Origin of the sequence: Plantactinospora alkalitolerans (assembly GCF_015690345.1) — a bacterium.
Classification (GTDB): domain Bacteria; phylum Actinomycetota; class Actinomycetes; order Mycobacteriales; family Micromonosporaceae; genus Plantactinospora; species Plantactinospora alkalitolerans.
Genome location: NZ_JADPUN010000428.1, coordinates 1 through 22,420 on the forward strand (window position 1 = coordinate 1; position 22,420 = coordinate 22,420).

A 22,420-nucleotide genomic window follows, 5' to 3' on the forward strand; every position below is an offset into this window, starting at 1 on the left:
ACCCGGGCCGCCGACCCGCCAGACCGCGCCACACCGGGTCGGCGGCCCGGGTCGCGGCCGATGTGACACCGGAGGTGGTTTCGGCGCTGTAGTGAATGAGATGAGAACACAGCCCTCCAGTCGTCCGGCCGGTGGCAGCGTCCGCCCGCCGTCCGACCCGAATCCGCTCGCCGGCTTCTCGGCACCGGCACCGGTCGCCGGCTTCTCGGCACCGGCACCGGTCGCCGTGCTGCCGCAGGGCGCCGCGCCCGTTCCGGCGTCCGGACGCCCACCCGGACGGGTCAAGCCGGTCTTCGTCGACCGGACCGGCCGGCGACGGCGCCTCGCCGTCCTCGCCGGTCTCGGGGTCGGGGCCGGTCTGCTGGTCAGCCTCGGCATGCTGGTTCTCGGACTGCTGGCCGGTGGACCGGTCACGGTGCCGGGCTGGCCGGACGCCCGGGGTGAGCACGCCCCGGAGGACCCGGCAGTGGGCAGGCTGGGCGTGGACGGCTCGCCGAGCGCCACACCACCCGACGGCTCCGGCCGCACCGGTCCACCGGCGGAGGACCCGGCGAGGCCGCCCGGCGCGACGTCCCGGCCGGTACCACCGCCGTCCCCGGTCCCGACGGCCACCGACCGCCCCGGCCAGGGTGACCTGCACCGGAACCCGAAAGCGACAAAGCCAACCACGGACCCGGACAAGCCGGGCAGGCCCAGCCGGTCATCCGGCGACCCGGGGTGAGCAATGGCCCTACACGTCGCGCGGAAGGACCCTCGCGCCCACTGGTTCCTGCTGCTCCTCGGCCTGGTCGTGATGATCTCCGCCCTGTCGTTCAACGGCTACGTCGCGGTCGAGGGCGGCGGCTCCGGACGGACCGGGCCGGACCCGACCCCGGCGACGGACGACCTGACCCGGAGCGGGCCCGTCCTCCGCCTCGACGGTCCGGCACCGGTCAGCCGTTCGATGCCGGCCGGGACGATCGCCCTGACCTTCGACGACGGCCCGGACCCGCGATGGACGCCCGAGATCCTCGACGTACTACGTCGGCACCACGCGCACGCCACGTTCTTCGTCGTCGGCGCGCGGGTCAACGAGCATCCGGAGCTGGTCCGGCGGATCCTCGCCGAGGGACACGAACTCGGCTCGCACACCTTCACCCACGCCGACGTCGCCACGTTGCCGGGCTGGCGGCGCGACCTCGAACTCGGTCTCACCCGTACCGCCATCGCCGGAGCCACCGGCCGGTACGCCACGCTCTTCCGGCCGCCGTTCTCGTCCGGCCCGAGCAGCCTGACCGCCGACGACGCGACCGCACTGCGGGGAGCGGCCCGGACCGGCCACGTCGCCGTACTCGCCGACCGGGACACCGTCGACTGGCGCCGCCCCGGTGTCGACGCCATCGTGGCCGCGGCGGCCGGGATCCCGGTGATCCCGACCGGCCCCGGGACGCCCGCCACCGCTTCCGACGGTCCGGCGAGCCCGGACCGCGGCAGCGGGGCCGTGGTCCTGATGCACGACGGAGGCGGGGACCGGTCACAGACCGTCGCCGCCCTCGATCGTCTGCTGTCCGCACTGACCGGCCGGGGCTACCGGTTCGCCACCGTCTCCGAGGGGCTCGGCATGCCGCGCTCGGAACTGGCCGCCTCCCGCTCGGACCGGCTGCGCGGCCACGCGCTGCGGTACGCCCAGACCGGTGCCGCCTGGCTCGCCAGCGCGATGACCTGGCTACTCGGCGCGGCCCTGCTCCTCGGTCTGCTCCGGCTCGCCGTCCAGGTGGCCTGCGCCGAGATCCATCGTCGGCGCCAGCGCGTCGGCTCTCCGGCCCTGCCCCGACGGCAGATCCTCGCGCCGGTGACGGTGATCGTGCCGGCCTACAACGAGGCCGCGAACATCGGCGCGACCGTACTGTCCCTGCTGGCCAGCGAGTATCCCGCGCTGCACGTCATCGTGGTCGACGACGGCTCCACCGACGGCACCGCCGACATCGTGGCGCGGATGCGCCTGCCCGGTGTCCGGGTGATCCGTCAGGCCAACGCCGGAAAGCCCGCCGCCCTCAACACCGGCATCCGGCACGCCCGTACCGAACTTCTGGTCCTGGTGGACGGGGACACCGTGTTCCAGCCGGACACCGTCTACCGGCTCGTCCAGCGCTTCGCCGACCCGTCCGTGGGGGCGATATCCGGCAACACCAAGGTGGCAAACCGGCGGGGGCTGCTCGGCCGCTGGCAGCATCTGGAGTACGTGATCGGCTTCAACCTCGACCGCCGGACGTACGACGTGCTCCGGTGCATGCCGACCATTCCCGGTGCGATCGGCGCCTTCCGTCGACAGGCGCTGCTGGACGCGGGTGGAGTTCCCGCGGACACGCTCGCCGAGGACACCGACCTGACCATGGCCGTACTGCGCGCCGGCTGGCACGTGCCGTACGAGGGTCGGGCCGTCGCGTGGACGGAGGCGCCCGCGTCACTGCGCCAGTTGTGGCGCCAGCGTTACCGCTGGTGCTACGGAACCATGCAGGCGATGTGGAAGCATCGCCGGGCGCTGGCCGAGCGTGGTCCGGGCGGCCGGTTGGGCCGGCGCGCCTGGCCCTACCTGGCCATCTTCCAGGTCCTGTTGCCGCTGACCGCGCCCGCGGTCGACGCCTTCGCGATCTACGGACTGTTCTTTCTGCCGTGGAGTCATCTCGTCCTGGCCTGGCTCGGACTGCTCGCCCTGCAGGCGGCGACCGCCGCGTACGCGCTCCGGCTCGACGGGGAGCGGCTGGGCCCCCTGTGGAGCCTGCCGCTGCAACAGGTCCTCTACCGGCAGGTGATGTATCTGGTCGTGGTCCAGTCGGTGGTCACCGCGCTGCTCGGCAGCCGACTCCGTTGGCAGCGGATGATCCGGACCGGCGGGGCGGCCGCACTGGTCGAGAACACCGCCACCGGCCCTCTCCACTGGCCGTCAAACCCACGCGCGTACAGGTAGTAAGGAAGGGGCCCTTCTTATCGTTTTCTGCATAAGAAGGGCCCCTTCCTAACCGGTTTGCGGCGGCGTCAGCGGGCGTCGCCGTTGTCCTGGTCGGCGATGAAGGCGGAGATCCAGGACAGGGGGGAGTTCCAGTTGATGGTCAACTCGTTCGTTGACCAGGACTCGATGTCGTCGATGTAGCAGAACTGCGGTGCACAGCCCTGCAGCTTCTGCTGTGCGACCGGATCCTGGATGGCCGAGTTCGGGCCGCCGGAGAGGGTGCCCCGGGGCGGGTTGGGCAGGTCGGGGTTGAGCTGGCGGGCGTACCAGCGGCTGTGCTGGTTGTGCGAGGCCACCTCGCCGTAGCCCGTCACGTACGACTGGTTCAGGGCGTTGCGGCCGAAGATGTAGTCCATCGTCTCCAGCACCCCGTCGCGGTACCGGTCCTTGCCGGTGAGGTCGAACGCGGTGGCCAGCACGATGGCGTTGTTGATGATCAGGTTGTTGGATCCCCAGTCGAACTGGTTGTCCGACGGGTTGTACGGGATGCCGTACGGGTGGGCCTTCAGGGTGGCCAGGTAGCGGTCGGCGCCCTGGGCCACCGAGGCCTGGACCCGGGACCGGTCCCGCAGCCCGTTCGGCACCGTCGCCAGTTGCAGCCGGCCGAGCGCGGCGGTGTTGCCCCAGTCCATTCCGCGCTCGCGCCAGACGTCGCCGGTGTGGTGCGGCGAGGCCAGCACGAAGTCCCGGTACTCCCGCGCGCCGGTGGTCAGGTACAGCTCGGCGGCGGCCCAGTAGAACTCGTCGCTGACGTCGGCGTCGTTGTAGGCGCCACCACCGTTGGCGTCGGCCGGGTCCGCGTACCGCTGCGGGTTGGCCTTCGCGGCGGCCCAGGCCGCCCTGGCGGCGGCCAGGTTGCGGTCGGCGAACTTCCGGTCGTACGGCTTGAAGACCCGCGCCGCCTGTGCGGCCGTCGCGGCCAGGTTGAGGGTGGCGGCGGTCGACGGCGGGTGCAGTTCGCGGCGCTTGTCGTCGAGATGCGGCATCAGCGGCAGGCCGGTCCACGAGTCGTCGTGGATCTTGTGGTGGGCCATCCCGGCGAGCGGCTTGCCGGCCGGCACCTGCATCCGGAGCAGGAACTCCTGCTCCCACCGGGCCTCGTCGAGGATGTCCGGCACCCGGTTGCCGCTCTCCGGCAGGTTCAGGGTCCGGTCGCCGAGCCGCCACGGCTCGCCGGTCCGGGCCCGCACCGAGCGCTCGTACTCGCTCATCAACTGGTGTACCGAGATACCGCCGTTGACCACGTACTTGCCGTGGTCTCCGGCGTCGTACCAGCCGCCGGAGACGTTCAGGGTGTAGTCGCAGACGCCGGGCTGGCAGGGTACGGCGGTGTCACCGGTGTTCGGCGCCACCCCGACGTGCCCGGCCGGGCGGCCGTACCCGGGTCGGAGCGTGTCGGAGATCGCGGTGCCGCTGCGCTGGGTGTAGTAGAACTTCAGCGCGTCGGTCCGGAGCTGCTCGTAGAAGCCGGAGCCGATGTCGAACGGCCGGCTGGTCTCGCCGTCGGCGGTGAGGGTGTAGCCGGTGCCGGTCCGGGTGTAGTGCCCGAACTCGATGGTGTGCACGTTCTGCCCGGAGGACGGGTCCACCCCGCGCGGGGCGCTGCGGCCGTACTTGACGACCCGGCCGGTCCGGTCGTGCAGCTTCCACGGCAGCGCGGTGGTCGCCTCGGTGACGACGGTGGCGTTCTTCGGCCCCTTCGGCAGGTAGCCGACCTGGTTGACCCGGACCCGGGGGCCGGTGTCCGGGACGTACACGTCCGGCTCGGCGCCGCCGGTCAGCGAGATGTCGTCCAGACAGATCCGCCACGGTTCGGCACTGCCGCCGAGCTGGAAGACGACCTGGGCGTTCGGCAGGTCGACTGGGGAGGTGAAGGTGTACCGGTAGTTGTTGCCGGAGACGCTCAGCTCCGGAGTCGCCGACAGATACTGCGTGTACGGGTCGACCGGCAGTTGGATCAGCGCCTTGCCGACCCGGCCCGGGGTGGCCTGGCCGAAGAACCCGAACTCGTACGTCTCACCGGCGACCAGGGCGATGTTGTCCTGGCCGATGATGACGTCCCACGGATTGACGGTGCCGCCGGGAATGTCGGTGCAGAGCTGCCCGGTACTGGAGTCGAGGGTGAGGTTCGAGGTGCCCCACCAGGGGGCGTGGCCGGCGTCGAAGGTGCCGTTGACGATCTGCTCCGGCGCGTCGGCGACGGCCGTCGGGGCGTACGCGGACGCCGTCGGTCCGGTGAGCACGGTGGCGGCCAGCGCCGCGGCGGTCACCGCGGCGAGCGGGACGGTTCGTCGCCAGTGGGGTCTGGGCACGGAGGTCCTTCCGGTGGGCGCGCGGTGACCGGTGAACGGCACCGCCGGGTGGGGTGTCGTACGGCGTGGACCGGGATCCATGGAAGCGCTCCCAACCCACTGGATACGGGGAGATTGACATTGAGTTTCCGGCCTGTCAACAGTTCCGGACGAGCCCGCACGGCAGCGATCGCCATAAATCCCACTAAAGGCCAGCACTCGGTCCACGCGCTACACAGTGGAGTGAGTCCGACTTTTGGCAGCGGTCCACGGACCCGGAGCAGCATAATGGAGGACATAACAACTGCCCACTCAGCCAAATGGGGAACCCATCCTGATGACGGGCAACAACCACGCCATCTCGCCGCTCCGGACCAGTCGCAACCGATCGCCACCATCGCCGCTCCGCTCGCCCGCCCCACGCCGCCGGTGACAAATCGGCGACGGCCCCCTGGGCAGCGCGGCCCAGCCGGGAGATTCCCCCAGATCGACCCGACCTGCCGAGCGGAGGACCTATGGCGCATACAGATTCGCGCGATGGACGGCCCCAACCCAACGGCCAGCGACGACTGCTGGCGAAGATACTCATCGGTGTCGTCAGCTTCTGGGTGGCATTCGGAATATCCACGCTGCTGCCGAAAGACGAAAAGCCCGAGATGGCGTGGAGCATCGGCGCCTCGTTGTTCGTCGCGGGCGTGGTATTCATCGCCCACTACCTCTTCGAGGTGGAGCGCAAACTCGATGCCCTGCTACAGAGTTTCGACGAGACCAGGAGGCGACTCGGCGACCAGGTACGGCAGGGCGCCGAGGCCACCGAGCGCCAGATGCGGGAGGGCTTCTCGAAAATCCATCTGGCCGAGGAGATCTTCGGGCTCCGCGAGGCGTCCCAACTCGACGCCGAGGAGATGATGCAGATCGCGAAGCTGGTTCGGAACCGGACCAAAATCACCTCCGAGGCGCCCCAGCTCATCCAGGACTTCGCGCTGGCGGAGATGACCCGGCTGGTGGAGTACCTGAAGCAGATGGGCGACAGCAACGACCTCACGTACGAGGGTGAGGACCAGGACTGGCTGCTCGGACTGACGAAGGTCGCCCGTAGCGAGATCCAGGCGACCAGCCTGAGTACGGTGGATGCCGGCGGGCGGGGCTTCATCGACGGCGGGCTCTGGGCGACCGAGTTCGGGCAGCGTTACCTCGACTTCCAGCGGCACGCCGTCCGGACCCGAGGGGTACGGGTCCAGCGCCTCTTCATCCTCGACCGCAAGGGGCTGAACACCGAGGACCTGCACCAGATCCTCCGGATGCACCTGAGCATCGGGGTCGAGGTACGCACCCTCGACGCCACGGTCGCACCCACCCTGCACACCCGACTACACGACTTCATCCTCTTCGACCGCAAGCTCAGCTACCAGACGACGACGGCATCCAGCGTGGACAGCCAGCTGAATCCGATCATCGTCAACATCACGTTGGTCACCGATCCGGAGCGGGTCAACCGACGGATCAGCGAATTCGCCGACCTCTGGTCCGCCGAGGGCGTCCAGGCGGTCACCGTCGACGAACGCGGCGAGCTCGTCTTCCGGCCCGCCAAATCGGTCGACCAGGTCCGGGTGGCGAAATCGGTCGACCAGCGCCACCGCAGACCGGGTCCCAGCCCCGGCGAAGCCGCGTAACCGAAGCCGACGGCCCGGCGGAGGGGCGGGGCGGCCAGTCCGGGTCAGCTCGGCGGCGCGGACCTGCCGGTCACCACCAGCATGCCGCTGTAGCCGTCGCGGAGCGGGTCGCCGAGCGCGATCCGGGTGATCTGCGGGTCGACGGCGACCGGAGCCATCGCCCGGACGACCTCGTCGACGTCGATGGCGACCGCCGGGAACCACCGGTCGCCCACCTGGTAGCCCTGCGACTGCGCCATGAACGCGGCGGCGAACGGCGCTCCAGGCTTGAGCGCGGTGACGAACGCCTGCACGCCCTGCCGGAACTCGGCGATGTCGGCGGACATCGAACAGGCGACGAAGAACATCGTGCCCAGGTCCCACTTCCGGCTGGGCAGCTCGAAGATGCTCGCCCGATGGACCTCGGCCCGCTCGGCGAGCGCGGCACGGGGATCGGCAAGCAGCCCGTACGCCTCGACCGGCCGATACACGTCCCAGAAATCACGCCAGTTGTCATCGAAACGGGCGATCTGTCGGCGAATCCAGGCGACGTTGGAGGCGCTGCGCTCCCACAGGTCCAGGTGCGCGCAGAACGGCAGCATCGCGAAGGCCGGATAGAGGTTGGTCCCCGTTCCGACATCGACCGCGCGGGCCTGGGCGTCCAACTGCTGTTCGGCGAAGAAATCGCGAACAATTTCCATTATCTGGCGATCGTCGTCCCGTACCGCGCGGTAGTTGTGCGCGAAGTAGGCTTCCGAATCGAAGTGGTCCCAGTCGACCTGCTCGTTCGAGATCGAGGACCGGGCCGCAGGCGCGTTCCTCGCCTCGTCGGGCCGCTCGGGGCGCGACCTCACCGCACTCATCTGACCCGTCCCTCGCAGTTGTGACCTCGTCACTGAATGCACCGAGCGTGATCGGCGCCTGGTAACTCGGAGTTGTCCAACATCGTCCGGGCCGTGCCTGCGCCCATCTGGCCTGGCCGAGGCGCGGATCGCCTATGTCACTACAATTCACCAGAGGGAGGGCATCTGCATCCTCCGAAAGTCCGAGCCTCGCAGGGGCATTCGGGCTACTCCGGGGCCGGACGACGGGGCGACTCACCGACGCTCGGCGATCACACAGGGCTACCGCAGAAGCTCACTGCAGACCACTGAGTGTCAACACCTCGTCCGCACAGCCCCAGGACAGGGTCAGCCCCGACCCACCGTGTCCGTAGTTGTGGATGATCCGGACCCCGTCGATCGAGTCACTTTCGACCCGGACCTGTGGTCGAGTGGGCCGCAGTCCCACCAGAATTCGTCGCACCCTGGCATTCCGCAGCAGTGGCTCCACCGCCGCACACCGTTCCACTATGGCGGCTGCGGCGGCGGGATCAGGTGTCAGGTCTTCCGATCCGGGAGTCGCATCGCCACCAAGCACCACCCGACTTCCATGCGGTAGAAAATAGGTCAGATCCTCATGCTCGGCGTGATCCTGAAAAAAGTTGTCAATTCCGGGATTGTCGACTACCACGAGCTGTCCCCGAGTCGGAAACAGTTCGTCGTCCGGAACCAGATATCGGGACCCCAGACCGGTGCAGTTGACCAGAATACTGGCCGCCCCGCTCAACTCCTTGAAAGAGGAGACGGCACTTATTTCAATAGGCACATTGAGCGTACGCAATCTGAGTACCAGGTAGTCGAGGTACTGCGGCATGTTGACCAGCGGTATGGTGTACCGCCATCCGCTGGCGTAGCCACGGGGCAGTTCCTCCGGGCGGCAGGGCTCGTAATCGGCCACACCCAACACCCATGACGGCGGCTCCATCGGCCCCGGCGCGGCCTCCATGCCCCGTACCAGACGGACTCCGGACGCGGTGTCGCCGGCGAGCTTTTCCAGTGCGAGCCGGGTCTGCTCGCTCCACGGTAGAACCCGTGGATCGCTGACCATATAAGGGCCCCAACTCGCGCCGGCCGCAGCGGACGTCGTCTCCAATGGAGGCCGCGCGGCCCGGATCCGGACCCGCAAACCGGCCTCGGCGAGGCGAACCGCGGTAGTCAGACCGGACACTCCGGCCCCGACAACCAGCGCGTCCCACTCCCCAACGCTTCCCATTCGGCAATATTAACGGAGATCGACCTCGATCATAGGGGCTGTATAATTTTGAAGTATCCTGCTATTTCACATGAGAGCGTAGAAATTCGTCCCGAACCCGAGCATCCACCAATCACCCGGCCGCCTGACCAGCACCATCAGGCCGCTGTTCTGTGTCCCGCCATCCCGGAAGTCCGTCGACTCCGCACGGCCCGACGCCTCTTCCGGCGGCCGGCGACCCCGGAGCCGAACGCAGTGTCGGATTCCCGACGGTGCACGCGCGACGGCACCAGGCCAGAGCGGCGTTGTCGGGTACCGAACGCCGTGACGGAAAATTCCCGACTGACGAGGTTGCCCCGGTTGGCCATCATTTCCGTGCCGACGTTGGACGCTCCGCGTCCGCACCAGCCGGGAAGCCCGCCGAGGAGGCCCGCATGATCCGGAAATACGGCAAGGCGCTCGCGGCCGTCGCCGGGGCGGCGCTGACCGTCGCCTACGGTGCACTCTCGGGCGACCAGCGCATCGAGCCGGACGAGGCCGTACAGATCACCATCGCCGCCGCCACCGCCATAAGTGTCTACCTGGTACCCCTGACCCCGCAGTACCGGTGGGCCAAGACCGCCGCCGCCGTCGCCCTGAGTGTCCTACAGGTCCTCGCCACGGTCATCCTCGGCGGGCTCGACTCGAACGAGTGGATCGCGCTCCTGCTGGCCGCGCTGACCGTGGTGGGCGTCGGCGCCGCCCCGGCGGTCTCCAACAACGGCACCAGCAACGGCCAGGCTCCGCAGCCCCAGACCCGTACCAGCCAGCCCGCCTAGGTTCTGTCTCGGGGATCATGCAGGGCGCTCGTTAGACCTGCTGTGGCACGAGGCGATCGACGAATCACGAACGTTACCGGAGAGCCGGGCGTGACGCCGGCGATGCTCGCGGCACCACAGATCACGCAGGAGGACCTCAGTCTGGGCGCGCGAACGTACGGCCGGTCGAGCCGACGCGATTGACTGGTTCCCGAGAGTGATCGACCGATCAGCGTCCCGGCAGAAGGGGGCGATCTGCTTCCTGGTGATCTCCGTGCTTGCCTGGCGGAACTGCCAGCGGTGGCCTCGGCGGGCTCGTCGCCACCGAAAGTAGCGACGCCGGGCCCTCGAGGGCCTGCTCTCGCTCGGCGCCGGCGAGTTCGCCGAAATGTCGATCATGGCCGCGCCGATCGACCAGGTAGCCGCCGCGCCGGTGCCGACCGGGCTGTACATCGCGGAGGCCACCGACCTGCCGGAGTTGTCGCGGCGTACGCTCCGGTCTCCGGAATCAGCCCCGACACCGTCTCCGCCGTGGTCGACCGGGAGCGGACGTTCGTCGGTGACGGCGCGGTGATCGGCTGGCCGGCCGACCACGGCCGGATCGCCGGGACGGCCGTCGCCTGGCTGAGCCAACGGCCTGGTCACCGATCGAAGAAGTAGATCGTCCTGGAGTGATCGCAGCTTCGTCGTATGACCCTGGAATCGCTCATCGAACCACCAGTCGCCGGCGTCCTGCGCCAGTCGGCAACGGCCGCCCACCGTCGGCATCGCCTGAGTCCGGCACTCAGCGCACTGACACCCGTTGCCACCCGGTGATTCGCGCACCGGCGATACCGACGGTCAAGCGTGGCGGCGCTGGCACCGCTCGCCCGGGTCGATAATCCACAACTCGCGCCAGTCTCGGATGTCGGCAAACCCACGCCTGCGTTACCGCGACGGTGCTATGCGTGACTGTGGGCCCGGGGTCCAACTTCAGATCCATCGTGCGTCCCGGCTCACATGTCTGGGCATCAGACCGCAGTAAGATTACGCTCATAATCTAATGGCTGCATCCGGCAGCCGCCTAACCCGAAGGGTCCGAGATGGCCACCTATCTGATCAATCACTTGCGCATCCCCGGCGGCATCCCAAACGATGCCGGCCTGACCTACCTTGAGCGGGTGGAGGCAACAGTGAAGCCCTACGGCGGCAAGTGGCTCGCCAACGGCGAGGCCAGCGTCGTGGAGGGAGCGTGGCCGGGCTTGGTCGTCCTCATGGAGTTCCCCGACCGATCCGCCGCCGAGAAGTGGTACAACTCGCCCGAGTACCAAGAGATCCTGCCCCTGCGGGTCAACAACGCGATCTCCGACATCGTGCTGATCGACAGCCTTCCGGCGGACTACACCGTCCGGGGATTCGCCCAGCAGGTCCGCGCCGCTGTCGCCGCGGCCGGGTCCGGCGACTGACTGACCGGCGCAGCGCAGCCGCGGTTGCCTGCCGCGGCCGCGCTGGCCTTCGTTCAATCGGCGACCCGAGAGGCGGTGTCCCGCACGGCGTGCAAGACCTCGTCCGACACCGCGGATCCCGCCGTCGCCCGAGCAAGGAGTATGCCGCCGACGAGGGTGGCCAACGCGGCCAGCCCGGCGTCGCCCGGAGCGATCCAGGCGGCCATCTCGCGGACCCCGGCGGCGTACGCGTCACGGTGAGCCGGATCCTTCGCGAGGTCGCCGACGAACCCAGCGGCAGGGCATCCACCGCCCGGGTCGTCGCGGTGCTCCGTCGACAGATATGAGTCCAGCAAGGCCAGCCACGCCGTCGAGCGGTCGTCGGACCCCTCCTGCAGATCCGTCAGGTATCGCATCATGTCGACGAAGCCCCGTCGCACAGCCTCGTCGACGAGCGCCCCCTTGGACGCGAACTGCTTGTAGAAGCCGCCTTGCGTCAGGCCAACCGACCGCATGATGTCAACGACACTGACGTTCGGCACGCCCCTCTCGCGGAAGAGCCGCGAGGCAGCAACCACCGCCGACGCCCGATTAGCCTGCGCCTCGGCCTGAGATACCCGACTCACCTGTCCGCCTCCATCCGACCTCGCCCTACCGGCTATAGATTACATCGCGAATCTAAGCGCAAACTGGCGATCGGCAGCCCTAGCAGCAACGCCGCATCTCGGGCGGCGGACACCGCACTAACCTTGCCGGGTGGACGGCCAGCCGATCGACGTACGCTCCGGCGGCGGCGTGGTCGAGTTGCTCGGAAACGACTTCGCCAGCGTGCTCTACCTGCGTGGCGAGCCGGCCCGCCTGCACGCGTACGACTGCCGTGGCAGCGTCGCGCAGCTGGCCGCCCGGTCGACCTGGGGAACCGTACGGCCGGACGAACTCGACGCGCTCCGCGACTGGCTCGCCGATCCGGGACTTCGGGTCGACCGGCGCAGCGGCGCCGTGAGCGGGCTGCGGGTCGGGCCGCTGGAGCCGTTCACCCGGCTACTGGCTCGCGGCCGGTACGTCGTCACCGCGACCGCGCCAGCCTGGACCGAGACCGCCGTCGTCGACCCCGGCGAGCAGGGCGTCGCCTCCTGGTACTGGCCGGCGCAGGGCGACGCGATCGTTCCCACGGGTCCGTGGCCGCCGCCGGACCAGGCGACCGTGGCGGCGTACCGGCGCCAGATCGCCAAGGGGATCCGGCCCGCCGCCGTCGCGATCGGCCCAGCCGGCCGTGAGGTGCGTTATCTGCTCGACGGTCACCACAAGCTGGCCGCCTACCAGGCGGAGCGGGTCCGGCCGCTGATCATCGAGTTGGCCCGGCACGAGCCGGCGCCGCTGCCGCGCGACCTGTTCGCCGGGCTGCTGCCGGAGCACGTCCGCGAGCGTTTCCGCCACACGTTCGACGACTGGCGGCACGGCGGTCCGCCGCCGGACGGACGGAACGAGCCGTGAGCTGGCGGCTTTTTCGAGATTTCCCGGCCGGTGGCGATGAATTCGACCGCTCCGGGTCGTACTACCGGTGAACCTGGACCAGCGACGTCCGCGACGATGCGGCAGCGCCGTGACCTGGCCGGTTCCCTAGGAGGAGTACGTGAGCAGCATCTTCCCGATCATCTCGACCCCTGACCTGCCCCGGCTACAGGACTTCTACCAGCGCGTACTGGGCGCCACGGAGGTCAGCCGGACGCCGGACGAGGGGCCCGCCTTCTACGTCGGCCTGCGGGTGGGGGACGCGGAACTCGGCCTGGTCGCCGAGGCCGGCACCGAAGTGGGTACGACGCCACGCATCCTGCTGACCGCCGAGGTCGACGACGTCGACGCCCTGCTCGGTCGCGTCGAGACGGCCGGCGGCACAGTGCTCGGACCGCCGAACGACATGCCCTGGGGGCAGCGGGTGGCGCACACGCTCGATCCCGACGGCAACGCCCTCAACCTGACCCGGACGATCCCGCCACCAACCTGATCCCGACGTCGCGCGCTCCGAAGAGCGGTCCCACGCGACCGCCATACTCTCGCTTGATGGACCTGGACGTGCGCAGCGACGACAACTGCCACCTGTGGGTCGAACAGGCCGGCGCCGGGCCGCCGCTGGTGCTCTGTCACGGCGGTCCGGGCCTGTGGGACTACCTCGACCCGGTCGCCCGGCTGCTCCAAGATCATGCCCGCATCATCCGATGGGATCAGCGCGGCTGTGGACGCTCGCAGCGGCTCGGGCCGTACAGCGTCGCCCGCTTCGTCGCCGACCTCGACGCGGTACGCGATCAACTGGCCGGACCGCGAATGGCCCTGCTGGGCCACTCGTGGGGTGCGCACCTGGCATTGCGGTACACCATCGAACACCCCGAACGGGTCAGCCATCTGATCTACGTGTCCGGAACCGGCATCGACCCCGACCGCGGCTGGCACCCGCACTACGAGCGGAACCTGAGGCTGCGGCTCGGACGTCATCTGGACCGGTGGGAGGCCCTCAACGCCCGCACCCGCACGCCCGCAGAGGACCGTGAACAGGCGGTACTGCAATGGTCGGCCGACTTCGCCGACCACGGCACCGCACTGGAACATGCCGAACGCATGGCCACGCCCTGGCTGGGCATCAACTACGACTGCAACCAGGCCATCAACGCCGGGGTCAGGCACGAACTCACCAACGCCGAGGTGGCCGAGCGGTGCCGAGCGCTCGACCTGCCCGTGCTGATCATCCACGGCACCGAGGACATCCGGCCCCGCTGGGCCGTCGACTCGCTACACCGGGCGCTGACCAACAGCCAACGGCTGAGCCTCACCGGATCCGGTCACCTGCCCTGGGTCGAGAACCCGCACGACTTTCGCCAGGCGGTGACCACGTTCCTGACGCACGCAGCCGACAGACCGTCGGGCATGGGCTGAAGGCCTCGGCTCGACGACTGGAGCCTGCGTCTTCAGTCCTCGGAGAAGACCACCCTGCAAACCATGCTGAACACCTGTCCCTCCTGACTGGTCACGGACGCGCCCCGCTCTCGTGGCGAGGACGGGGCGCGTCTCAGTTTGAGGTCAGACGTATTCGAGCTGTACGTCCCTCGGCCGGTAGTCCGCTGAGCAGCCCGCGAGGGCAGAACAACCTTCCCGGCACGGTTGGACTACGGTGCGCCGGTGACCAGATATCGCCGCACCTACCGCGACGTGGACGGCCAACGGATCGAAGGCACGTGGCGGCACATTTTTACCCGCAACATGGACACGTACTTCCTGACCGACCTGGTCATCTACGCCGACGGCGCGATCGACTGCGGCACCGGCGGGTTCACCGACCTCGACGGGCTGGCCGAACAACTCCGCCGTGGCCGAGTCGCCACCGCCCTCGAAGACGGCGCACGGGCATCGGCGCACCACCTGGCGGGGTGGCGGTTCACCGAGCCCAGCTCCGCTGTCAACGCCGAGATGCTCCTCGGCGAGGTCGCCGACGAAATCGACCGGCTCAACGACCGACCCGACTCCACCGGTCGATGCCTGCAAGCAGTGCAGACCTACCTGGCCGACCCCACCGAAGACCACCGACACACGGTTCGCGAGCGCTACCTGGAAATCCCCGAGCACCTGCGCGTCTACGCCCTCGGCGATATGGACCGCAAGGACACTCCACTGCGGATCCTGATCACCGACCTGGGCGAACCACTGCACGGCTGGCCGAACGGACCGGTCGTCACCGAGCAGAAACGGGCTGAGGCGATCGCGTACTTCCGCGAGCAGGAGGTCGCGATCGAGGCATGGGAGGCGCGGGTCCCGGCCGATGGCCCTGAGCACCCGATGCAGCCCACGCTGACGATCCCGAAAGCGGTCTACCCACAAGGCTGGCCGGATCCGCCCGGCGTCGAAGTCCTGCAGAACGACTACCCGGCGGTCATCACCGTCGGCGCCAACAGCTACCCCAGCGTCGCACACGCCTATTGGGCGCTCTCGACCCCCGACCCGCACTGGCACGACCAGATCGCTGCGGCACCGCGCGGATACGACGCCGGCAAACTCGCCGAGCAGGCACCCCGCCGCACCGACTGGGCTGCGGCACGTCTGGCCGTCATGACCGTCCTGCTGCGCGCCAAGTACACCCAGCACCCCCAGATGGCACAGACCCTGCTCGCCAGCGGCGACGCCCGCGTCGTCTATGTCGACTTCGGCTCCGCCTACTGGTCCGTCGGTAGCCAACGAGCCACCAACTGGATCGGCCGACTGCTGGAAGTAATCCGCTCCGAACTCGCAGCCGCCAAGGCCGGGATCTCCCTTCCGGCGATTCATGGCACCGACTCCTCAGCTTCGCCATGAACACGGGCCGACGTGCGAGGATGGGGCTCCAGCGCCCTCCGGTTCCGCGTGAAGACCCTTGGGTTCGCGGGAACTTCCGGAACTCTGAGCAACCGTATAGACGGTCACCTCTGCAAGATACCGACAGCAGGGAGCCTGCCCGCTTCGAAGAGGCACCGCAACGAGCGAGCGGCTGTCTGTGGATAACTCGAGTGGCTGTGGATAACGCCCTGATCAAGGCTCGGGGGTGGTTGGGGGCAGGCCCATCCCGGTGATCTCGCGTAGCTGCTCGACCGTCGGGGTCGCCGACTTCATCAGGATCCGCACCGACGGCGGTACATAGTCGTCCTTCACGACCTCAAGCCACGTCGCCGCGACCTGCATCCGGGTGCAGTCCGGCAGCCCGCAGGGCCGGCATCCGTCGACACCGCGCGGCCAGTGGTTCGTCAGGACCTGTCGGGCGACGACGGTCACCAGCCGCCTGCCGTCGTCCCCGGGTGGCGAGAAATGCTCGGTGACGACCACCCAGAGGGCCCACTCGGCGGTCGGGCACCACCGGTCGCGGCACTGCCCGCACCCACGGCCCTCGGCGTGCTCGGTGATGATCCGCCACGCCCACGTGATCGCCAGGCCGGGCGCGCTCTCCGGCACCATGCTCACTGGTGTGGTCCGTAGCCGGGCCGCCAGCGGGTGCCGTCCCGCCAGTAGTCGTCGACCCGGCTCCGATGCGCCGAGGCCCGGCGATACTCCACGGCCATGTTCCGGATTCCGCGCCATACCTGCTTCAGCAGCACGTCGTCTCCTTCCGGGTACGTGGCGCTCCGGATCCCCGATCACGGAGCGCCACTCTCCACCTGAACGGCGCCGGTCCGGGACTCCAGCGGAGGTTGTCCCGCACCGGCCGGGACGCGTCTTGAGCGTCCGACCAGGCCCTCGAGCCGGTCGACACGTCCTTTTTCGGTAGCTTGTCCGCAACACAGGGTGATGGCCAGGTCGACGCTGTCCGCTGGCACCCAGCGCTGTCCGCTGCTGCACGCAACTCAGCGATAGGGCCGGAACGTCTCGTAGGCGTCGCGAAGGTCGTTCGCCTCACCGATGCCGGTGCGCTCGACACCGGCGACAACCTCGGTCGCACGCCACCAGTTCGACGCAACGACCCGGCCGGAGATGATCGCAGCCTCGGCGGCAGCAGCCGCCTCATCGGGTTTGCTCGCGGCGAGCAACGCCAAGCCAAGGTCCAGCCGGGCCGAGGCGCTGCGCCTCGGACGGCCGGCTCCGTCGAGATCGGCGATCACCTCACGCGCGTACTCCTCCGCAGCCGCATCGCCGACCCAGGCCAGCGTCGTTGCGGTGTACGACAACGCCTTGCCCGGGTCATACCGGTAGTGATGCTCGGGCCGGTCCGGGGTCCGCAGCGGGGACGCCAGCCGGGCGACCCGATCCAGCGAGCGTCTCGTCTCGCGTCGATTGCCCATCCGAGCCCAGGCCCGGCCTTCCTGCGCGGTCGCCTGGATGAACGCCGAACTGTCCTGCGGTGCCACCGCCTGTGCCTGCCGGGAAAGCTCGAGCGCCTGCCGATAGTCGCCGCCCGCCAGCAGATCCCACGCGCGGGTCTCCAGGCACCACGCCTTGATCTCGCGGTGTCCGGCATGGTCGGCCAGTTGCGAAGCTGCCGCCAGGTGCCGATCCGCCGCTAACGGCTGCCGCAGGTCGATGTGCACCGTGGCCCGCAGCAGGGCCAGCCACCCACCGGCCACCAGCAGCCGTCGGTGCTGTTCGAGCGTGCACCGGCCCTCCAGCAGCCGGCCGACCCGGGCCAGCCACCGACGGACCTGCGGCAGCAGTTCCGTCGGCGGGATGGTCGCGTACCCGCTCGCCAGGTCGTCCACAGCGCGTTCGACACGATCGAGCATGTGGATGCCGACGTCGCTGGCGTCGACCAGGCGAACCAGCTCCAGCGCGTCGGCCTCGTCCCGGACTGACGCCGCTGCCGTGACCAGCGCGGCGAGCTGGCCGTTCGCGCCCAGAACCCCGTCGAGGTGTTGGGCGACTTCGACGCCGGGCTGCTTCTGGCCGGTTTCCAACTCGTGCAGATGGCTCTTGCCCCGGTGGGCGAGGCGGGCGAGTCCACGCAGCGACAGTCCACGGTCCAGCCGGAGCCGGCGGAGCGCCTGGGCGAAGTACGGGTCGACATCGGGCACGGTGGGCATCCCAGGTAGCGGTCTGGGCGGCGACCTGCCGACCGCTACTCCGGCGGGTTGCCAGTTTGGACGGTAGCGGAAAGCCCGGCAGGTCAGTGACCTGCCGGGCTATTTCCAGCGAAAATGTACGAAGAGTCGGCCGAAGTTCTTGGAGTCCTTCTCCACCCGGTGGTAGAGCTGCTTGACGTCCTTCTGGTCCAGGAAGCGCAGCACCCGCTTCTTGAGCTGACCGGAGCCCTTGCCGGGGATGATCTCGATCATGGACGCCTTCTTCGCGATGGCCTCGTCCATGATCCCCCGCAGGGCCCGGTCGATGTCCTGTCCCCGGTTGAAGATGTCGTGCAGGTCGAGCTTGAGCTTCATCGGGCCGCCACCGGCTGCGCAGGATCCATGGCCAACCATCGTAGGCGGGCCCGTCCGGCGACGATCACCGTCGTCCGCCGACCCGGGTCTCCACCCGCTGCACCGCCGTCCGGTAGTCGTCGTTCGCCGCGTACATCGCGGCGGCGATCCGCAGGTGCCGGAGCGCCTCCGTCGGCCGGCCGACCCGTTCCAGGGTCCGACCCAGTACGTGGTGCGCGTAGTGGTCGCTCGGATCCCGGTCCACCAGCGCGCGCAACTGCTCCTCCGCCCGCGCGAGTTGCGCCGACTGGAAGTACGCGCGGGCCAGCAGCTGTCGTACCGAGGCGTTGTCGGGTTCGGCCTCGACGATGGGCTCCAGCAACCGGGCGGCCCCGCTCGGGTCGCCGGTCTCGAAGTACATGGTCGCCCGGCGGTACTCGGCCAGAAGATCCACTCGACCCACCTCCTCGTATCGCGACTACTTACCTCGACGCTGGCACAACACCGTCGGTCCCGCGACTGTTCCACCGGGTGCCTTACCCCCGGCCGAAAGGACCATTCGAGGACATTGCGGGTTGCTCGTCCGGGTTCCCGGACGTCACCTGGTTCTCGGACGTCACCTGCGGTCGGGCCGGAGTGCCCAGGCCCGTACGCCGCCGAGGATGCCGGCGCTGTTCGGTACCACCACCACGTCGTCGCCCATCCGGGCGAGTTGCTCCGGCCGGACCAGTCGCGAGTTGCCACCGCCGAGGTAGAGCCGGTCCCACAGGAAGACCGGGCGCAGCCCGTCCACGACACCCCGGACCCGGCGGGACCAGAACGCGTCACCGAGTCGGCGACGCTCGTGTTCGCCGATGTAGGTGTCGTAGCTCATCCCCCACCGCACCGGCGCCTGGGACAGCTCCAGGTGCGGGGCGAGCAGCCCGCCGTCGAAGAGCGCGCACCCCAGCCCGGTCCCCAGGGTCAGCACCAGTTCCAGGCCGGTCCCGGCGACCACCCCGGCGCCGTGCACCTCGGCGTCGTTGAGGACCAGGGTCGGCAGCGCGAACGCCTCGCCGAGCGCGCTCTGCGCGTCGAATCCCGACCACTCGGCGACCAGCGCCGGGTCCGGTTTCGTCCGTGGCCCGGACCGGGTGACGTAGTGCGGCGTGGCCACCACCACGCCGTGCCGGAGCATGCCGGGCATTCCGACGGTCACCCGGTCGGCGGCCGGCAACTGACCGCCGAGACCGAGCAGCGTCTTGATGAAGAGTGCCGGCGGCAGCGGGTACGGGGTCGGCACCCGCAGCGGCCTGGTCCGCATGGTGCCGGCGTCGTCGAGTACGGACGCCTTGATGCCCCCACCACCGCAGTCGATCGCCAACGTGGTCATCACAGCCCACATTTTGCCTTCCCACCGGCGGGTCGCGCCCGCCCAGCCGGATAGCATTCGAACCCTCATGAGCGCCACACTTCTCGCCAAGGATCTCGCCGCCGGTCATGGTGACCGGGTCCTGTTCGCCGATCTCGAACTCGTCGTCGCCCCCGGTGACGTCGTCGGCGTGGTCGGGGTCAACGGGGCCGGCAAGTCGACGCTGCTGCGTACCCTCGCCGGACTCCAGCCGGTCGAACACGGCAGCATCGCGCTGAACCCGCCGTCGGCGACCGTCGGCCACCTGCCGCAGGAGCCCGAACGCCGGCCGGACGAGACCGTGGCCGCCTTTCTCGGCCGGCGGACCGGGGTGACCGCCGCACAGGCCGAACTCGACGCGGCGACCGAGGCGCTGGCCGGCGGAGCCGCGGGCGCCGACGACAGGTACGCGGACGCGCTGGAGCGCTGGCTCGGTCTGGGTGGTGCCGACCTGTCGGAGCGGGCCGAGCAGGTCACCGCCGACCTGGGCCTGACCGTCGACCTGGCCCAGCCGATGACGGCACTCTCCGGCGGACAGGCGGCCCGGGCCGGCCTGGCGTCCCTGCTGCTCAGCCGGTACGACATCTTCCTGCTCGACGAGCCGACCAACGACCTCGACCTGGCCGGGCTGGACCGGCTGGAGGAGTTCGTCACCGGATTGCGGGCCGGCACCGTCCTGGTCAGCCACGACCGGGAGTTCCTGACCCGGACGGTGACCCGGGTGGTCGAACTGGACCTCGCCCAGCAGCAGATCCGGCACTACGGCGGCGGCTACGCCGCCTACCTGGAGGAGCGCGAGGTGGCACGCCGGCACGCCCGTGCCGAGTACGAGGAGTACGCCGACACCCGGGCCGGGCTGGAGGCTCGGGCGCGGACCCAGCGGGCCTGGATGGAGAAGGGCGTCAAGAACGCCCGCCGGAAGGCGACCGACAACGACAAGATCGGCCGGAAGTTCCGGGCCGAGGCGACCGAGAAGCAGGCGGCGAAGGCCCGGCAGACCGAGAAGCTGATCGACCGGCTCGACGTGGTCGAGGAGCCGCGCAAGGAGTGGCAGCTCCAGATGGAGATCGCCGCCGCTCCCCGGGCCGGAGCGGTGGTGGCGGCACTGCGTGCGGCGGTGGTGCGGCGCGGCGAGTTCACCCTCGGGCCGGTCGACCTCCAGGTCGACTGGGCCGACCGGATGGTGATCACCGGCGCCAACGGCTCGGGCAAGTCGACCCTGCTGGCCGCGCTGCTGGGCCGGCTTCCGCTGGATGCCGGACACGCGTCGCTCGGCCCCGGAGTGGTGGTCGGCGAGGTCGACCAGGCCCGGGAACTCTTCGTCGGAACCCAGCCCCTGCTCGACGCCTTCGGTGCCGCCGCACCGGATCTGCCGCCCGCCGACGTACGGACCCTGTTGGCGAAGTTCGGGCTGCGCGCGGCACACGTGCTCCGCCCCGCCGACACCCTGTCGCCGGGCGAACGCACCCGGGCGGCACTGGCCCTGCTCCAGGCCCGAGGCGTCAACCTTCTCGTGCTGGACGAGCCGACCAACCACCTCGACCTGCCGGCGATCGAGCAACTGGAGTCGGCGCTGTCGTCGTACCCCGGAACGCTCCTGCTGGTCACCCACGATCGGCGGATGCTCGCCACGGTCGAGACCAACCGGCACGTCCGGGTCGACGGCGGCCGGGTCAGCGAGGCCTGACCGGGACCGGCCCGGCCGATCGACGCCCGTTTCTCCGACACTCCGGCTGGGCAAGAACTACAGCATGCTCAAGTGGGAGTACGCCCTGTTGGTGCGACGGCGCCAACCCCGGCTCGACGAGGCCGGCTGGGAACTCGCTTACACCTGGTACGGCCCGGACGGTGCCGTGCTCGACGTCTCCCAGTACGGGGACACCGCACTCGCCCACCTGAACCGGGCCGGCGTCCTCGGCTGGGAACTGGTCTCGGTCACCGAGGACGGCAACATGCAGGGCAGCGCCGAGCTGCACCGCTACCACATGAAACGGATCCTCCCGTCGAGCACGCCCCGGCCCCGGATCCGCAACCGGGTCGGCCGACGAGCCACGTCCGGCTGACCCGTCCGGGGACTACCCCGGGCGAATCCGGGTAGGCCCGGCCGGGAGGTGGGTCATGGTCGCGCAACTGCACAGGGCGCCTTCCGGAGATCGGTTGCGGGCGGTCGACGAGTTCCTCGCTATGGCATACGCCGACCTGGTCGAACACGACGACCGGGTACGTGGAACCGCGGTGGACGTCCGGTTCGATCGAGGGGTCGCCCATCTGACCGGAGAGGTGGGCGACCGGGACGAGTTGGCCATGGTCCGGCGGCTCGTCGGGCGGCTGGACGGCGTACTGGCCGTGTGGTCCCGGGTACGGGTCGGCGGCCGGGAGCCGGTGGTCCTGGACCTGGGCTGCGGTGCGGCCAAGCAGTATCCCGGCAATCTGGGCCTGGACCTGCGGATAGCGCCCGGAGTCGACGCTCAGGCGGATCTTTCCGGACTGCTGCCACTGGCCGACGACTCGATCGACGTGATCTTCACGGTGCACATCCTCGAGCACCTTCTCGACTTCCTGACCCTCGTCGACGAGTGCCACCGGGTGCTTCGGCCGGGCGGGGTACTGCACGTGATGAGCCCCTGGTGGGGGCACGTGAACGCGGTAGCCGACCCGACCCACGTACGGCTGTTGGACGTACAGACGTTCAAACACATCTGCCAGCGCCATCCCGGCGCCCCCCGGTGGTACCCGCTGCACGCCGGATGCGACGGCGCCTCGGTCTTCGCCGACCTCACTCCGCTGGGCGCGGACGAGCCGGGCCCGGACCCGGCCCACCTGGCCCGGTTCTTCGACTGAGGCTCATCGGGCGAGGCTGATCGGGGCCAGGCTGATTTCGGCTGAGTCTGATCGGGCGGGATCAGGCATGCGGGCGACCTCTGCGGGAATGGACCTGTGTCGG

At 69.6% G+C, this 22,420-nt stretch carries 22 protein-coding genes and 1 pseudogene; 13 read left to right on the top strand and 10 right to left on the bottom strand.

Features of this window, described 5'->3' with window-relative positions:
* Positions 1-100 precede the first annotated feature (100 nt).
* Positions 101-721, top strand: a complete 621-nt coding sequence (locus I0C86_RS41950) for a hypothetical protein (protein WP_196206876.1) — start codon at positions 101-103, stop codon at positions 719-721.
* 3 nt (positions 722-724) lie between these two features.
* Positions 725-2,947: a bifunctional polysaccharide deacetylase/glycosyltransferase family 2 protein gene (locus I0C86_RS41955; protein WP_196206877.1), complete on the top strand. Its 2,223-nt coding sequence runs from the start codon at positions 725-727 to the stop codon at positions 2,945-2,947.
* Between the two features lie 68 nt (positions 2,948-3,015).
* Here I0C86_RS41955 and I0C86_RS41960 read toward each other — a convergent pair whose 3' ends face one another.
* Entirely contained in the window at positions 3,016-5,301 is a 2,286-nt protein-coding gene (locus tag I0C86_RS41960; RefSeq protein WP_323374166.1) for a glycoside hydrolase family 9 protein, read from the bottom strand.
* A gap of 494 nt (positions 5,302-5,795) precedes the next feature.
* Between I0C86_RS41960 and I0C86_RS41965 the strand changes: the two genes are divergently transcribed.
* Positions 5,796-6,953: a DUF6879 family protein gene (locus I0C86_RS41965; protein WP_196206879.1), complete on the top strand. Its 1,158-nt coding sequence runs from the start codon at positions 5,796-5,798 to the stop codon at positions 6,951-6,953.
* A 44-nt stretch (positions 6,954-6,997) separates the two neighbouring features.
* Here I0C86_RS41965 and I0C86_RS41970 read toward each other — a convergent pair whose 3' ends face one another.
* Positions 6,998-7,795: an SCO2525 family SAM-dependent methyltransferase gene (locus tag I0C86_RS41970; protein ID WP_230395647.1), complete on the bottom strand. Its 798-nt coding sequence runs from the start codon at positions 7,793-7,795 to the stop codon at positions 6,998-7,000.
* A gap of 274 nt (positions 7,796-8,069) precedes the next feature.
* The gene (locus I0C86_RS41975; protein ID WP_196206880.1) at positions 8,070-9,026 is read right to left on the bottom strand and encodes an FAD-dependent oxidoreductase; all 957 of its coding nucleotides are present in this window, start codon (positions 9,024-9,026) and stop codon (positions 8,070-8,072) included.
* A 413-nt stretch (positions 9,027-9,439) separates the two neighbouring features.
* Here I0C86_RS41975 and I0C86_RS41980 point away from each other — a divergent pair, with 413 nt between their 5' ends.
* The 3 genes from I0C86_RS41980 (at position 9,440) to I0C86_RS41985 (ending at position 11,247) form a co-directional block, all read left to right on the top strand.
* Positions 9,440-9,823: a hypothetical protein gene (locus I0C86_RS41980; protein WP_196206881.1), complete on the top strand. Its 384-nt coding sequence runs from the start codon at positions 9,440-9,442 to the stop codon at positions 9,821-9,823.
* Positions 9,824-10,333: 510 nt separating this feature from the next.
* Positions 10,334-10,462, top strand: coding sequence for a hypothetical protein (locus I0C86_RS44700; protein ID WP_255527960.1), 129 nt, complete (start codon positions 10,334-10,336; stop codon positions 10,460-10,462).
* A 422-nt stretch (positions 10,463-10,884) separates the two neighbouring features.
* On the top strand, positions 10,885-11,247 hold the full coding sequence (locus tag I0C86_RS41985; RefSeq protein ID WP_196206882.1) for a DUF1330 domain-containing protein: 363 nt from the start codon (positions 10,885-10,887) through the stop codon (positions 11,245-11,247).
* 53 nt (positions 11,248-11,300) lie between these two features.
* Here I0C86_RS41985 and I0C86_RS41990 read toward each other — a convergent pair whose 3' ends face one another.
* Positions 11,301-11,804 carry a TetR/AcrR family transcriptional regulator gene (locus I0C86_RS41990; RefSeq protein ID WP_323374167.1) on the bottom strand — a complete coding sequence of 168 codons (504 nt, stop codon included), beginning with the start codon at positions 11,802-11,804 and terminating at the stop codon, positions 11,301-11,303.
* 178 nt (positions 11,805-11,982) lie between these two features.
* On the opposite strand from I0C86_RS41990, the gene I0C86_RS41995 reads away from it, so the two are divergent.
* The 4 genes and pseudogenes from I0C86_RS41995 (at position 11,983) to I0C86_RS42010 (ending at position 15,616) form a co-directional block, all read left to right on the top strand.
* On the top strand, positions 11,983-12,720 hold the full coding sequence (locus I0C86_RS41995) for a hypothetical protein (RefSeq protein ID WP_196206884.1): 738 nt from the start codon (positions 11,983-11,985) through the stop codon (positions 12,718-12,720).
* A 139-nt stretch (positions 12,721-12,859) separates the two neighbouring features.
* On the top strand, positions 12,860-13,231 hold the full coding sequence (locus I0C86_RS42000; RefSeq protein WP_196206885.1) for a VOC family protein: 372 nt from the start codon (positions 12,860-12,862) through the stop codon (positions 13,229-13,231).
* 56 nt (positions 13,232-13,287) lie between these two features.
* Complete coding sequence (locus tag I0C86_RS42005) at positions 13,288-14,154, top strand: alpha/beta fold hydrolase (protein ID WP_196206886.1); 867 nt, start codon at positions 13,288-13,290, stop codon at positions 14,152-14,154.
* A gap of 243 nt (positions 14,155-14,397) precedes the next feature.
* Positions 14,398-15,616 (top strand): annotated as a pseudogene (locus I0C86_RS42010) (NADAR family protein).
* A 161-nt stretch (positions 15,617-15,777) separates the two neighbouring features.
* On the opposite strand, the gene I0C86_RS42015 reads toward I0C86_RS42010, so the two are convergent.
* From I0C86_RS42015 to I0C86_RS42040, 6 genes are all read right to left on the bottom strand, one after another.
* Positions 15,778-16,203: a hypothetical protein gene (locus I0C86_RS42015; protein WP_196206888.1), complete on the bottom strand. Its 426-nt coding sequence runs from the start codon at positions 16,201-16,203 to the stop codon at positions 15,778-15,780.
* Entirely contained in the window at positions 16,200-16,337 is a 138-nt protein-coding gene (locus I0C86_RS42020) for a hypothetical protein (RefSeq protein ID WP_196206889.1), read from the bottom strand. Before I0C86_RS42020 ends, I0C86_RS42015 begins: the two co-directional genes overlap by 4 nt.
* A 246-nt stretch (positions 16,338-16,583) precedes the next feature.
* On the bottom strand, positions 16,584-17,753 hold the full coding sequence (locus I0C86_RS42025; RefSeq protein WP_196206890.1) for a helix-turn-helix domain-containing protein: 1,170 nt from the start codon (positions 17,751-17,753) through the stop codon (positions 16,584-16,586).
* Positions 17,754-17,852: 99 nt separating this feature from the next.
* On the bottom strand, positions 17,853-18,107 hold the full coding sequence (locus tag I0C86_RS42030) for a Smr/MutS family protein (protein ID WP_192765534.1): 255 nt from the start codon (positions 18,105-18,107) through the stop codon (positions 17,853-17,855).
* A gap of 64 nt (positions 18,108-18,171) precedes the next feature.
* Positions 18,172-18,540: a tetratricopeptide repeat protein gene (locus tag I0C86_RS42035; RefSeq protein ID WP_196206891.1), complete on the bottom strand. Its 369-nt coding sequence runs from the start codon at positions 18,538-18,540 to the stop codon at positions 18,172-18,174.
* A 162-nt stretch (positions 18,541-18,702) separates the two neighbouring features.
* Positions 18,703-19,461 carry an ROK family protein gene (locus I0C86_RS42040; protein WP_196206892.1) on the bottom strand — a complete coding sequence of 253 codons (759 nt, stop codon included), beginning with the start codon at positions 19,459-19,461 and terminating at the stop codon, positions 18,703-18,705.
* A 64-nt stretch (positions 19,462-19,525) separates the two neighbouring features.
* On the opposite strand from I0C86_RS42040, the gene I0C86_RS42045 reads away from it, so the two are divergent.
* The 3 genes from I0C86_RS42045 (at position 19,526) to I0C86_RS42055 (ending at position 22,317) form a co-directional block, all read left to right on the top strand.
* A complete protein-coding gene (locus I0C86_RS42045; RefSeq protein ID WP_196206893.1) occupies positions 19,526-21,163 on the top strand; it encodes an ABC-F family ATP-binding cassette domain-containing protein in 1,638 nt (545 codons plus the stop codon).
* A 64-nt stretch (positions 21,164-21,227) separates the two neighbouring features.
* A complete protein-coding gene (locus tag I0C86_RS42050) occupies positions 21,228-21,539 on the top strand; it encodes a hypothetical protein (protein WP_196206894.1) in 312 nt (103 codons plus the stop codon).
* 55 nt (positions 21,540-21,594) lie between these two features.
* Positions 21,595-22,317, top strand: coding sequence for a methyltransferase domain-containing protein (locus I0C86_RS42055; protein ID WP_196206895.1), 723 nt, complete (start codon positions 21,595-21,597; stop codon positions 22,315-22,317).
* Positions 22,318-22,420 lie beyond the last annotated feature (103 nt).

Coding starts and splice junctions, on each gene's coding strand:
- I0C86_RS41950 (WP_196206876.1), top strand. CDS start 101: ATGAGAACACAGCCCTCCAGTCGTCCGGCCGGTGGCAGCGTCCGCCCG.
- I0C86_RS41955 (WP_196206877.1), top strand. CDS start 725: ATGGCCCTACACGTCGCGCGGAAGGACCCTCGCGCCCACTGGTTCCTG.
- I0C86_RS41965 (WP_196206879.1), top strand. CDS start 5,796: ATGGCGCATACAGATTCGCGCGATGGACGGCCCCAACCCAACGGCCAG.
- I0C86_RS41970 (WP_230395647.1), bottom strand. CDS start 7,795: ATGAGTGCGGTGAGGTCGCGCCCCGAGCGGCCCGACGAGGCGAGGAAC.
- I0C86_RS41975 (WP_196206880.1), bottom strand. CDS start 9,026: ATGGGAAGCGTTGGGGAGTGGGACGCGCTGGTTGTCGGGGCCGGAGTG.
- I0C86_RS41980 (WP_196206881.1), top strand. CDS start 9,440: ATGATCCGGAAATACGGCAAGGCGCTCGCGGCCGTCGCCGGGGCGGCG.
- I0C86_RS41985 (WP_196206882.1), top strand. CDS start 10,885: ATGGCCACCTATCTGATCAATCACTTGCGCATCCCCGGCGGCATCCCA.
- I0C86_RS42005 (WP_196206886.1), top strand. CDS start 13,288: ATGGACCTGGACGTGCGCAGCGACGACAACTGCCACCTGTGGGTCGAA.
- I0C86_RS42025 (WP_196206890.1), bottom strand. CDS start 17,753: ATGCCCACCGTGCCCGATGTCGACCCGTACTTCGCCCAGGCGCTCCGC.
- I0C86_RS42030 (WP_192765534.1), bottom strand. CDS start 18,107: ATGAAGCTCAAGCTCGACCTGCACGACATCTTCAACCGGGGACAGGAC.
- I0C86_RS42045 (WP_196206893.1), top strand. CDS start 19,526: ATGAGCGCCACACTTCTCGCCAAGGATCTCGCCGCCGGTCATGGTGAC.
- I0C86_RS42050 (WP_196206894.1), top strand. CDS start 21,228: ATGCTCAAGTGGGAGTACGCCCTGTTGGTGCGACGGCGCCAACCCCGG.
- I0C86_RS42055 (WP_196206895.1), top strand. CDS start 21,595: ATGGTCGCGCAACTGCACAGGGCGCCTTCCGGAGATCGGTTGCGGGCG.